Source organism: Paraburkholderia sp. MM5482-R2, from assembly GCF_050436125.1.
GTDB lineage: Bacteria > Pseudomonadota > Gammaproteobacteria > Burkholderiales > Burkholderiaceae > Paraburkholderia > Paraburkholderia tuberum.
In genome coordinates this window covers 1,270,128-1,282,782 of record NZ_JBNDLP010000003.1, presented here as the reverse complement: position 1 = coordinate 1,282,782, position 12,655 = coordinate 1,270,128, and the positions used below count along the sequence as shown (strand labels likewise).

12 protein-coding genes and 1 pseudogene are annotated in these 12,655 nt (G+C 59.2%); 5 read left to right on the top strand and 8 right to left on the bottom strand.

From position 1 onward, the window contains the following. Positions 1–18 precede the first annotated feature (18 nt). From OKW37_RS28080 to OKW37_RS28065, 4 genes are all read left to right on the top strand, one after another. The gene (locus OKW37_RS28080) at positions 19–1,011 is read left to right on the top strand and encodes an IS5 family transposase (protein ID WP_429404301.1); all 993 of its coding nucleotides are present in this window, start codon (positions 19–21) and stop codon (positions 1,009–1,011) included. Between the two features lie 416 nt (positions 1,012–1,427). Beyond that, positions 1,428–2,585, top strand: coding sequence for a caspase family protein (locus OKW37_RS28075; RefSeq protein ID WP_429402854.1), 1,158 nt, complete (start codon positions 1,428–1,430; stop codon positions 2,583–2,585). 552 nt (positions 2,586–3,137) lie between these two features. After that, positions 3,138–3,704, top strand: coding sequence for a hypothetical protein (locus tag OKW37_RS28070; RefSeq protein WP_429402853.1), 567 nt, complete (start codon positions 3,138–3,140; stop codon positions 3,702–3,704). A gap of 278 nt (positions 3,705–3,982) precedes the next feature. Further along, positions 3,983–4,144, top strand: a complete 162-nt coding sequence (locus OKW37_RS28065) for a hypothetical protein (RefSeq protein ID WP_429402852.1) — start codon at positions 3,983–3,985, stop codon at positions 4,142–4,144. 68 nt (positions 4,145–4,212) lie between these two features. Here OKW37_RS28065 and istB read toward each other — a convergent pair whose 3' ends face one another. Both istB and istA read right to left on the bottom strand, forming a co-directional pair. Beyond that, positions 4,213–5,034, bottom strand: coding sequence for an IS21-like element helper ATPase IstB (gene istB / locus OKW37_RS28060; RefSeq protein ID WP_429402851.1), 822 nt, complete (start codon positions 5,032–5,034; stop codon positions 4,213–4,215). Next, on the bottom strand, positions 5,031–6,530 hold the full coding sequence (gene istA / locus OKW37_RS28055) for an IS21 family transposase (protein WP_429402850.1): 1,500 nt from the start codon (positions 6,528–6,530) through the stop codon (positions 5,031–5,033). The genes istB and istA overlap by 4 nt, the downstream gene beginning before the upstream one ends. A gap of 160 nt (positions 6,531–6,690) precedes the next feature. Here istA and OKW37_RS28050 point away from each other — a divergent pair. After that, a pseudogene (locus OKW37_RS28050) lies at positions 6,691–7,278 on the top strand (transposase); the annotation flags it as partial. 337 nt (positions 7,279–7,615) lie between these two features. Here OKW37_RS28050 and sbnB read toward each other — a convergent pair. The 6 genes from sbnB to OKW37_RS28020 form a co-directional block, all read right to left on the bottom strand. Then, complete coding sequence (gene sbnB, locus OKW37_RS28045) at positions 7,616–8,620, bottom strand: 2,3-diaminopropionate biosynthesis protein SbnB (protein WP_429402849.1); 1,005 nt, start codon at positions 8,618–8,620, stop codon at positions 7,616–7,618. A gap of 16 nt (positions 8,621–8,636) precedes the next feature. Beyond that, on the bottom strand, positions 8,637–9,620 hold the full coding sequence (gene sbnA, locus OKW37_RS28040; RefSeq protein ID WP_429402848.1) for a 2,3-diaminopropionate biosynthesis protein SbnA: 984 nt from the start codon (positions 9,618–9,620) through the stop codon (positions 8,637–8,639). Between the two features lie 73 nt (positions 9,621–9,693). After that, entirely contained in the window at positions 9,694–11,052 is a 1,359-nt protein-coding gene (locus OKW37_RS28035; RefSeq protein WP_429402847.1) for a glutamine synthetase family protein, read from the bottom strand. Positions 11,053–11,103: 51 nt separating this feature from the next. Continuing rightward, positions 11,104–11,520, bottom strand: a complete 417-nt coding sequence (locus OKW37_RS28030; protein ID WP_429402846.1) for a DUF2000 family protein — start codon at positions 11,518–11,520, stop codon at positions 11,104–11,106. A gap of 30 nt (positions 11,521–11,550) precedes the next feature. Beyond that, entirely contained in the window at positions 11,551–11,934 is a 384-nt protein-coding gene (locus tag OKW37_RS28025) for a DUF2000 family protein (protein ID WP_429402845.1), read from the bottom strand. Between the two features lie 51 nt (positions 11,935–11,985). Next, complete coding sequence (locus OKW37_RS28020; RefSeq protein ID WP_429402844.1) at positions 11,986–12,648, bottom strand: class I SAM-dependent methyltransferase; 663 nt, start codon at positions 12,646–12,648, stop codon at positions 11,986–11,988. Positions 12,649–12,655: the final 7 nt, after the last annotated feature.

Below are 12,655 nucleotides of genomic sequence, written 5' to 3'. Positions count from 1 at the left end.
CGGAACAGACTCACAATGATGACGAGGCAGATCGGCTTCGCGGAAGCGGAAGTTGCAGGCAAGAAGCGAGTGACGAGGCGCCAACGCTTCCTGGCCGAGATGGAGAAGGTCGTTCCGTGGCAGCGTTTGCTGTTGGCAATCGAGCCGCACTATCCGAAGGGCAAGCGAGGCCGCCCGCCGATTGGCCTGGAGCGAATGCTTCGAATCTACTTCCTGCAACAGTGGTACGGGCTGTCGGACGAAGGACTGGAAGACGCGCTGTATGACAGCATCGCGCTGCGAGCCTTCGCCGGCATCGATCTGGCAGTCGAGAACGTGCCTGATGCAACCACGCTGTTGAAGTTCCGGCGCCTGCTGATCGAACACGAACTGACACGGAAGTTGTTCGACGAGATTGGCATCTCGCTGTGCGAGCGTGGGCTGATGATGAAGGAAGGCACGCTGGTTGACGCGACGATAATTGAAGCGCCGCCGTCGACCAAGAACGCCCGGAAGAGTCGTGACCCGGAAATGCATCAAACGAAGAAGGGAAACGAATGGCACTTTGGGATGAAAGCCCACGTGGGAGTCGATGCCGATTCGGGCCTGATTCACAGTGTGGTTGGCACGGCAGCCAACGTGTCGGATGTATCGCAAGCGCATGCCCTGCTGCACGGACACGAGGAGCAGGTGTTCGCCGATGCGGGCTACATAGGCGTCGACAAGCGCGAGGAAATGGCGGGCAAGGCCGTGAAGTGGCACGTCGCTGCCAAGCGGGGAAAGATCAAGGCGATGCAGGAGGGAGCGCTGAAGGACCTGGTGATCGCGCTTGAGCGAACCAAGGCGCAGATCCGTTCGCGGGTTGAGCATCCGTTTCATATCGTCAAGAACCTGTTTCACCATCGCAAGACACGATACAAGGGCTTGGCCAAGAACACCGCACAACTGTTCAGCCTGTTCGCTCTCGCGAATCTGGTGATTGCGCGAAATCTGTTGCGATCGGTCCATGGGAGCAATCCGTCATGCGCATGAAAAATGGGTGCAGGGAGGCTCGTTTACGCGCCCAATTCACCTGAATTGAGCGTCGATTCGCTTCGTCATCCAGACAATTCGACGCCATCTCGCCTGCAACTTGGGCAGTTGGTCCATTGATTAGCGTTCCCTAATTCAGCTTCGAAAAGTCGACCGCGTTGATGCGGTGCCAGAACGGGTTCCAGAAGGAGCGAAGGGCTTCATCGAAGTGGTCGGCAGCATCGTAGCGGGGCTACCGGCTGAAGCCATCACGGGGGTGCTGGAGATCACTCGGGCTATTGCATCCCGCCCCGGGCAGCCGCCATTTACCATAAAAGTGACACGCGATACCACTGAGGTCAGCTTTGATCCTCGAAGGGTCACGCCGGATGAGGTGGCTAAGTTGGCCAGGCGGCTGCGGCCTCCGGACTAGTACCGTGAGCGCGCACGCGCTACTGATAGGGGTCACCCGGTTCTCCGATCCACAACTCTGTGGATTACGGGCGCCTAAATCCGACGTCGAGGCACTCAGGGTCGTCCTCGCGGACCCCGCGCGCGGCGGATTCGACGAGGTAGTCACCAGCATCGACGAAGATCTCCTTGTGATCCGGGACAAGGTGTCCGCACTACTGGAAGACCGCCGTCCCTGCGACATGGTATTGCTGTACTACTCCGGGCACGGAATCGTGGATAAGGGCAACTGCCTGTTCCTCGCCACAGGTGGGACGCTTGCAGCGAGACCACGTGCTCGCAGCCTGCCATCGTCGGAAGTCCGCGAGATGATGGAGCATTCTCGTGCCGGCAGGCTGGTGGTCGTGCTGGACTGCTGCCATAGCGGAGTTTTCGCCGAGGGTGCCAAGGGGACGGCCGCGCCCATCACCGATCAAACCTTCGACCCCGGGGAGGGGGCCGAAGGCCACTACGTGCTCATGGCGACGAATGCGCTGCAGTACGCGCTAGATTCGGACAGTACCCATCGCGACGATGCGGGCGAGCAACCCGCGCTTTCGCGCTTCACGTCCTGGCTCGTGGACGGACTTGGACGAGGCGAAGCAGCTCCGGACAAGCACGTTATTACACTCGACGATCTCTACGCGTATCTCCTGCGCCGCGCTCGGCAGTCGGGCGCCGCCATGACGCCTCAGCGATACGTCAAGCGCAATTCCGGGGAGATGGTGATCGCACACAATCCTTCCGCCCAACCGCCCAGCCTTCCGGGCGACCTGTTGGCGCGGTTCGAGAGCCCGGACTGGAAAACCCGGTTCGAAGCCGTTGCGGAACTGGAGGACCTGGTTGCGAGGCGGGAATCGCTTCGCGGCGCTGCGAGGAAACTGTTACGCGATCGTATGAGCAGCGAGCGCGACCGCGATGTCCATGATGCGATGATGACATGCCTGGTCGATCTCGATTACAAGCGGGAGCCACTTGCATCCCAGCCACACGTTGCTGACGGAACCATCGTGCGGCCGTCCGCACCAGAGAGTCACGCCGGCAGCGGCCGCGCGTTGCCTCCGCCACGCCCCCCCTGTCGATATCTGGGAGAGACGTGTACTTGCCCGTCACCAGCTCGAGGCCGACAGCTTGAGTGCCGATGATCGACTCGACCTGCCTCGATGTGCCCGCGCATGGCGTAACGCGAACCGGATCTATTGGAGTTCATCGACCGTTGCTGGGCTAATTTTTGCAGGCGTGGTCTCGGTATGGTTTGGCGCGCTCCCCAACCCGACCGCGACGTGGATTGGGATGATCGCGGTAGTCGTCGGGGTAGCCCCCCTCTTCGGCCTCGTCTTTTCGACTCTCCGATCGGACTGGCTATTAAGCGGGCGCGTCGTAGTTCTGAGGTCAGAATGGGTGGAATTCGAAAGGATCTATTCAAGCGGGCCTATTGGGTGCTGCTCGTGACGTGCGTAGCGGCAGGCGTCGCGGGCTACAGGAGCGTGTCGGCAAATAGAGCGTTATTGGCAAAATCACGGGCCCCGGATGAAGTGACCGGCTCTACCACGCCGGCTTCGTCGATAGTGGCAAGTAAAACGCGTCCGTCGAATTCGCCCACTGCGACTGCCGCGACTCCGCCCGAGGAAACTAGTGCACCGCGGCGACCGCCACATTACAACGCGGCAGCGAAGACGAGCGCCGGGACCGCTGCGATGGTGGTCTCCGGCGGGGCCTCGAACCAACCCCTGGACAGAACGCCGGCGAGCGACGTTCAGCCGGAAGTGTCGGTCTACTATCTGGATCAGTCGCGTTTCGATGAAGCGAATCGGATTGGTAGCGTGCTGAAGGCAAACCCTGATCTTGACGTGAGTGTTCAGCCTTTTGGCGCAGTCAAATGGAACTTCATTAGTCACAGTGAGCTTCACTTCTTCAACCGGAGCGATGAAGCGGAAGCAGAACGAATCGTGCAGGATCTGCAGAATTCCGGGTTTGATGTAAAAGCTCGATACATGCCAGTTTCAAACGATGAGCCGGCAAGGTTCTTCGAAAGGAGGCGGTTTCGCGCGCCGGCCAAACAGCGACCGCGCGTTGCCTGCGTCATCTGCAAACGCCAGGTGGGCTCCTTTTTTATCGCGACATTCAAGCAACCCGAAGATGAAAGTGCCGCTCGAAAAACGTGTCGCCGTATTTCCAATTTGACTCGATGCCGCGCGTCTTACCATTGGTGTGCGACGTTTCGAGTCATGTCCATCCGATACCACGGGTGGGCGATCCTGTAACGATTCGACAGTTCGGTCAACCGTCGCCCATGGTGGCAGCCTGCCTGGTTCGTGTCGAGGTACGCCTATGCGCTCGATCTAGTTGATTCCCCTTCGCTCGACGTATTGCCGCATGGCCATGCCGCGAAAGCATCCGACTGCCCCCCATCCCCACCATCCCGTATCGATTGGAGCGCGACGGATCGATCGCGATGCAGTGTCGGCGATGCGCGCGCCACCTTCCATCATGTCGCCGACATAGCGTCCGTGCGACCGATGGATTCCTATTGGAGGAAAACATGTCCAACAGTCACGTCGAACTGCCCGGTAGCCGTCGGCCGTTGCCTCACAACGCGATCAGGATTCGCGATATCGATCCGCATGCGCCCGTCGAGGTCACAGTCACGCTCAAGGGCCCCAAGCTGCCATCGGCGAACGAACTGCCGGAAAAGGCGCTGTAGATTGTCAATTACGATGGCCGCCCGGGCGACAACTATCTTGGCCGGTCGGCGGGGTTAGTTGTCGCTGCTCAGCTCGGCATAGTTGTCGCTCCTTCCGATTCGGGGTGGGGTAATTGACGCCGCCGCGCGCGCTTGTTGTCGTCGGCACTGCGACGCCGGTAGCTTTCCACGTTCAGCTCGAAGATCGTCGAGTGATGGACCAGTCGGTCGATGGCGGCGACCGTCATTGAGGGATCGGGGAAGACATCATTCCAGCCGGAGAACGCGGCGTTGGCCGTGATGAGAAGGCTTCGACGCTCGTATCTTTCCGCGATCAATTCGAACAGCACGCTCGTTTCGGCCTGGTCCTTTCTGACGTACGACAGGTCGTCCAGGATGATCAGATCGAAGTGATCGAGCTTGGCAAGCATCGATGGCAACTGCAGGCTTTGGCGTGCCGCCTGCAGCTTCTGCACGATTTCGCCAGTGCGTGTGAACAGCACCCGGTACCCGGCGTCGATCAGCGCATGACCAATGCCGGAGCCTAAATGGCTCTTCCCGGCACCCGGTGGACCAAACAGCAGGATCGTGGCGCCTTTCTCGAGCCACGAGTCGCCGCTCGCGAGCGCCATTACATGTGCCTTGGACACCATCGGTACCAAGCCGAAGTCGAAGGCCTCGAGCGTCTTGCCTGGGTCCAGATGCGATTCGACGCGATGCCGCTCGATGCGCCGTTTCGCGCGCTCGGCCAGTTCGTGCTCGAGCAGCGCGCCGAGCAGGCGCGTCGATGGCCAGCCTTCCTTGTCGGAGCGCTGAGTGAACTCAGCCCATAGCCGCGCGATCGTCGGCAAGCGCAGCTCGGTGAGCATCAGCCCCATACGGGCGGCATCGTAGGTTGCGGGCGCGTTCATACCGATACCTCCTCGCCAAGCAGCGTGTCGTAGAGAGCTGCCGTCGGCATGTCGACAGCCACGTCTGGGCACTGCGCCTGCCGCAGCGCAAATTCATTCTGTAGTTGCTCGAGATCGGGCAGCTCACCGGCGGCGAGCAACGCCTCGAGCCGCTCAGCAAGAACGGCCTCGACTCCGGGATTCGCGGCCAGTTCCAGCAAGCCGACCATGATCTTGCAGGCTTCGCGCTGCGTGAGCCGAGCCTCGAGCCGCTCCCACGTCCGGCGGTACGCCTCGCGCGGGAACAAGTCGTCGCGAAACGCCAGCCCCTTGAACGCCTGGGGCTTGCGCTTGAGCGCCTCGATGAAGTGCCGGTAGTCGAGCTTGCGACGGCGGCTATTGGCCGCATGCGAGCCCCGTGCTGTGTTGTGCACGAGCGCGCCGGACAGATAGCAGTCGAGGTGATCGGCATAGACGCGCACCTTCAGACGGTGGCCAATCAGGCGCGACGGCGCGCTGTAGAGAATGCCCCGCACGGTGAAGGTGCCACAGCGTGTCACGCGTGCTTCCTCTTCGATGAAGTCGGTCGTGCGATGTGCGGGCAGATCCTGCAAATGTTCGCGCTCAGCGTTAAACGCCGCTGCGTTGCGACGGTTACGGCGCATGACGACGTCGCGAACAAACGCCTCATAGGCAGCACGATCGTCGAAGTCGCGATGGCCACGCAGCATCAGCGCCTGGTCGATCGCCTCCTTCAGATGGCGGTGCGAGGATTCCACACTACCGTTCTCATGGGCCACACCGACGTTATTGCGCGTGCCGGCCATGCCGTAATGCACCAGCAGTGCGTCATAGCGAGCCGTGAAGTCCTCTTCAGTCTGCAAATTCTTGAACGCTGCCGATAGGCTGTCGGTGCGATGCTCATGCGGGCAGCCGCCGGCCTGCCACAGCGCGTTCTGTAATCCGGTGGAGAGGGCCTCGAAGCTCTCGCCACCTTCGACGACATAGGCGTATTCCCAGTGCGAGAACGCGAGCACGAAGTGATAGAGCCGGTGATCGAGGGGCGCGCCGGCGACCGTCACGCGCAGATCCCGCATGTCGGTGAAGTCCGAGAGCCCCTGCACGCCGGGCAAGTGCTGCTGCGGGAAGAAGATCTCCTTGCCAGGGCCCTCGAGTGCGCGCCATTGGCTGACGCGCCGCTCGAGCGTGCGCCGCATGCTGTCAGGGAAGAGGCCGGGATGCGCCTCCTGCAGCTTGCACAGCAGCGTGATGGCCTTGAGCCGGGGCGCGTGGCGCAGCAATGGCACGACCTCGCCCTCCCAGACTTCCGCGAACGGATCGTGACGTGTACGCCACGCGCGCGATGGCTTCTGCGACGGCAGACGGCCGTCATGCTCGATGCGCCGGGCCGTGCGAACGCTCATGCCCGCCATCGCCGCGGCGACTTCTTGAGTGTGATGTTTGCGCTTGCTCATATAGAGTCGGACCTGCTGGTCCGTCACGTAGGTTCCAGGCATGACTGTTCGCTTCTTGTTCGACGCGATCAGCCATCGTAAAACCCCGCTACTCCGGCGCCGCCGGTAGTTCGTCGTCTCCGGCGGCTACGCCGCCTTCGACTCCTCACCACCGGCCAAGGTAACTGTCAAAGGACCGGCCAAGATAATTGTCGTTCTCTAACTTACCGATGACGCCGGAATCATCACGCCCTATCGGCTGCATTCGCTAGCATTGGTCGCACAGTTGCGAACCACACTCGCAGCCATCGACATGTTCGATAAAGAGATCGCAGCGCTAGCTCCGACACTACCTGACTTCGCACTGTTTGAGTCGCTTCCAGGCGCGGGGCCGCATCTGACGCCGCGCCTGCTCGTGGCGTTCGGCAAGCAACGCGAACGCTTTCACAGCGCGCATGAGTTACAGCAGTATGCCGGCATCGCACCCGTCACCGAGCGCAGTGGCAAGAAAAGCTGGGTGCATTGGCGCTGGCAATGTCCGAGATTCTTGCGCCAGACGTTTGTCGAATGGGCCGACCAGACGGTCAACAAATCGTTTTGGGCCGGCGCCTACTATCGCCAGCAGCGCGCCAAGGGAGCTTCGCACCAGGCTGCGGTGACGGCACTGGCATTCAAATGGATACGCGTCCTTTACCGATGCTGGCAAACTGGCCGAGTCTATGATGAGAGCACCTATCTGAACGCGTTGAGGAAACGTGGCTCCCCGCTGCTTGCGCACGCGGCGTCTCCTGAAATGACCCAAATCACTTGACGGACCGCCTCAGGGCATGTTGCTGACGTTCGGCGATAGGGAGCGGTGCGTCGGCTGATAGTTAATTTGCTGCCATTCGCAAACCGGCGTCGGCGATTGGCACTTCTCATCGTCAATGAATGAGTCTTCCGACCCACTGCCGACGGTCGCATTGTCAGGGGCCCAGAGGCAGCTAACGAAGCGGTCCGGTCATCCAAGCCGGCTTCCCCGGGACGGCATTCGGCGGTTGCCGAAGTTCATCGATTGACGGTTCCGCTTCGTTCTCGCCGTTGCGCTCGAAGAAGTGGGCCCGCTGTGCGTCGATGCACGACCCATAAGGGCTCAAGCATAGCCGGAGCTAGAAGAATCCGACTTGAGACACGAGTCCTTTCTCTTCGGCGAGTTCGAGAGCGAGACAAGCGGAAGCAAGATCAAGAACGCCGAGACCGAAGGGACTGAATATAGCCACGGGAAATTTTCTGCCGGAATGCACCTCCGGATTGCTGTGAATTAAGTCGGCAATCGTTCCATGTATGAACTGCCGGTGACCACACTGCATTTCTGCCAGATGAATAGACGTCTGCTCGCGCGAAACGTGATTGGTGTCATCAACGATGTTTCTCGAACGCAGGATGGCATCAGGTGTGATGTCTCTTAAGGAAAGGTGCAAGATGACCGCGCCCTCTTTGCAGCGAGAGAGGTCGGATATATGCGGCTGAGACGCGGTGGTCGCGATGGCAATGAGATCGGTCGAGCTCAAAATCTCGCCGACGCTCCTTGCGGCAACGAAACTACTATTTCGATAGAGCCCCTGTAGATCGTCGAGGAAACCATGGCAAGCATTAGGCCGGGAATCAAATGCGCGGATTTCATTGACACGACCGAAGACGGTCCTCAAGAAGCTCGCCACCTCGCGATTGATCCTCCCGCATCCGATGAAGCCTAGCGATATCTGCTTTGCAGCGTCGGACAGAAGCTTCGCGGCCAGGGCCGCGCTCGCTGCAGTTCTCTTCGCGCTAATTGTTCCCCCCTCCATGATGGCAAAGGGAAACCCAGTGTCCATATCGTTGAGGATAATAACGGCCGATGCCCTTGCTACATCCTTCTCGACGTTGCCCGGAAAGGACGCGATCCATTTTATGCCAGCTACGTCGAACTCACCGCCTAGATAGGCGGGGAGCGCAATGATCCGGTCCCGGGTGTTATCCGGCATGCGAAGGAAAGTGGAGTGCGGAAGGGAACTGGCACCTGACGCGTGCAAGTCGTAGGCACGGCTCACCGTATCGATCAGGCGAGCTTCCTGACCGTGAAGCGCATTTTCTACGTCGGACGAAGACAGCAATCGGATCGAACTCGGATTCATGATTTTCAATGGTAAGCTAGCCGGTCAGGCCATTGGCCCGCAACCATTCGTCGCAAAAGACCGAGTCCAGGTAACGCTCACCTCGATCTGGAAAGATGAGCACGCACCTCGCGCCTTGAGGGACGGACGACGCATGCGCGAGGTAAGCGGCAATGACGGCACCCGATGAACCGCCTACGAGTAAGCCTTCTTTGGCTAGCGCGCTCTCGCATCCTCGCACGATTTCCTTATCCGAAACGCGAATGCAATAAGGCTTTGTGGTCGATAGACAAAGCGGCGGGACGATAGCGGCCCCCATCCCCGGAATCAGACGATTTCCCACGACTGCCCCGAAGATGGCGCTTGCCACGGAATCAACGGCGATGACTTGCGTAGCAAGACCGTGCTCCGCAATGTAATCCATGCAGCCCTTCAACGTGCCACAGGTGCTCACGGCGCAGAACAAATAATCAGGGGCGCCGCCGAGCGCGCTTACAATTTCTCTCATCGTGTCCCGATGGGCGGCGGCATTGTCCGGATTGGCATATTGATTTGGCCAGAAGCTCCCCGGGTTTTCCTCGAGCAACTCTTGAACGCGTTGCAACCGCCGCTCCAACAGGCTGCAAGAAGAGCAGTCCTCCTGATTGATGACCTCCAGATTCGCTCCATAGAGTGCGATCAGTCGCCGGTTCGTCAGCGTGGTTCGCTCGTCGGTCACGCACGTGAAGCGAAGCTTCAGGACATGGCAGACATAGGCGAGGCCGATGCCCATGTTGCCCGAACTGGATTCGATGACCATCCCGCCCGGCGCAATATCGCCTCGCTCCAACGCGCGCAGAATCATGCGCATCGCGGCCCGATCCTTCGCGCTGCCGCCCGGATTCATGCCTTCCAGCTTGCCATGGAGTTCATGCCCGACGTCGGCGCTGAGGCAACCCAGCCGAACCAGCGGTGTATTGCCGATCGCGTCAAGGATGCCGTGAGGGTGGTAGGCAGTCGTACCGATATCCTTCACGAACATGTCTCGCCTCTTGCTATTTCATTGCAACGTTAGCATTTCGCGCGAAAGGGCGCATTGAGAGCGGATCGTCGATTTATACGCCCTCGAAATAGCGTTCACGTTCCCAATCCGTGACAGCCGTGGCGAATTGCTCGACCTCGAACATCGCATGGGCGGCGTAGTGACGGACGACGTCCTCACCGAAAGTTGTTAAATTGAAGTTGCTAGACTCGAACAGAGCAACGGCGTCGCGGAGCGATTGCGGGGTTCGGCTCGGCCCAGCTTCCTTGTAACCATCTCCGTGAATCGGCGGACCGGCCTCCAAGTTATCGGAGATTCCTTGACGCGCTGACGCAACCAGGCCTGCCAGCGCCAAGTAGGGATTGACATCCGAGCCGGGTACGCGGAACTCAAACCTGCTCGAGTGCCCAGTCTCCCCACACACTCGACATGTAACGGTTCGATTGTCGATTCCCCATGTCTTCCCATGTCCGGCGAATTGCTGGCTGGCTGTCCGGCGATAAGCGTTTATAGTCGGCGCATACCACACCATCAGTTCATCCATGTACCTTAAGACTCCGCCGAGCGCGCCTTGAAGCGTCCTGCGGCGAGCGAGATCTGCTTCGTCGGAAGCGAACAGATTGCGGCCTCTTGCGTCTTCCATCGAGCAATGAACGTGACATGAGGATCCTACGTCGTGAGAATGGGGCTTTGCCATGAAGGTGGCACTCAGCCCGAATTCGTCGGCGATATCCTTGACCGCCAGTTTAAGAAGGAGTTGGCGATCCGCCATCTGCAATGGATCATGATGCAGGAGATTGACCTCCCATTGACCATAACCCCATTCAGACTCTGAAAATGCCACATCGACACCGCTGCGGATCAAGGCACCACGCAGACGCTCGAAAAACGGCTCGACCGCGTTCGTTTCTCGGTTGATTAGGTCCTGAGAGCGCGCCTGCGTGGTTGGAGTGAGTCCACGATAAGAGCGGGCGCGGACTTCCTCATAGCGTGACTTGAAAAGAAAGAACTCGAGTTCCGTCCCAACTTTGGGATATAACTCATTCTTCGCGCATGCGTCGACTTCGCGTCGAAGAATTGATCGCGGCGAAACGCGCACCGCGGCTCCGGTACTGATTTCGACGATGTCGGCAAAGACCAGTGCAGTCTTGTTCAGCCAGTCGAGCCGGCGCAACGTCGCAACGTCTGGAACGAGCTTAAAGTCGTTCCAGCCCGTGTGGTAGCCGGTCAGGTCTACCTTGAGGCCGACGGATTGTGAGAGATCCCATCCTAGGGCGCACGAGGAAATATTTACACCCGTTTCGCGCACCCGCAGGTACTCGCCGGCCGGCACCCGCTTTCCGAATAAGCGCCCTTGCATATCGACGGCGGCGATGATGACGGTCTCGACGTTCTCGACACCGAGACTGCTCGCGATGGCGGAAGCTTCCATGTTTCGGTTTCCTAGAGCGAACCGGTACGAGGTTCGTTTGATTGGCGGCGACTACCTCCAAAGCGACATCTTGCTGGTCATTGGATTGACCACTTCCTTTGCGCCGAAAACGATAACCGTCTGAAAGTCGGAATGTTGCAGCGTAGCGGGCGTGGATCCACGCGCGTCTTCCTGAGCCGCTAGCTTTCCATTGGTGACGTGAACGCCCCTTTCAGCGGCAGCGGACCGAAATTGCCTCAGTTCGCTAGCCTTTCCTTTCATCACGATTAGGGAAAGGGCGGAAATGTAGTCGTGCGCGTTGCCGTCTGCGTCGATAAAAGCGAGAAAGCTCATGCTTTCCGCATCTTCTTCGCTTGCCCTGAAACCCAGTCTGAGTGCGGCAACTGCAACCGATTCGAGCAATACCGTCTCATCTGCGCCTTTCCTGAGCGCGATAGTGAACTTGTGCGTTGTCGATGCGATAGTCATCGGCGCCTCCGTGCGTCTTGCGCAAATTAGTCAGATTTCCGGGAATTGCGATTCGGGTCCTACCACGACGAGGCTGTAGTATTGCAGCTCCCTTTCCGCGCGAGTCTTGGTCTTTTCCAGTTGCTCGACGTAGGTATCGCCTGTCATCGTGTCGACGAAGTCGACGAACGGGAGATTCGCGCGAACGGCTTCTTCGCGATATCGGCGAATCTCGGCCTGCGAACAAGCACGCACCTTTACCCCGCCACCAGTCGCCGACGCGTTGATCGTCGCATCCTGCGACGCATCTAGGAACTCAGGCGCTATATTGAGCCGTCGCATCTTGACCGCAAGCCCAACGGAGGCGTGTGCGAGTGCATTTGCGACAATGCCAAACGGCTTGTCGGCTGCGACAAAAGCGAAGATGGAATACATAGATTCGTCACCGGACGATTGAATTGGAAAGTCAATAACTGTGTGGGTTTTCTAACGCACACGCTCACAAACGTAGAAAAGCGCTTCGTGATCATGCACCCAAGGACGAAACGGAATATGCGGCGGGTCAGTCCATCGTCTGCATTCGCACGAGATGACGTTCATCCCGTCGGGAAGCATCAATCGCATGTCCTCTTCTGAGAAGAAACGAAAGAGTGTGTCCTTGAACACGAACGACCTTTCGTCGATCTTGGTCCCTAACCCAAATGCGCTATCGTTTGCGGTAAATACGTTGAACCCCAAGATGCCGCCGATCTTAAGAATGCGTGCCGCTTCCTTGAGCGCCTGCTCCGGACGATCGACTTGGGGCAAAGCGTCGTAACACTGGACGACGTCGAATTGAAGCGGTGCGAGTGGAGTGGCACAGATATCGCACTCGAGCAAAGTCGGCGACGCGAGTCCTTCCGATTCGCAGCGCAACGCAATTCTCCGTAATGCGGTTGTCGACAGATCGATGCAAGTCACACTCGTCGATTCGCGCAGCCACGGCCATGTATTGCGTCCATCTCCACAACCGAGATCAGCCACGTGGGCCATACGAACCGACTTCGTACGACGCTGCAATTGCTCGACAGCTTCTTCCGCATCTTCCTTCCATGCGTCGGCCGACTCCGCATCCTGATAGTAGCGCTCCCAGCCAGAGTAGACGTCCATCTGTGAT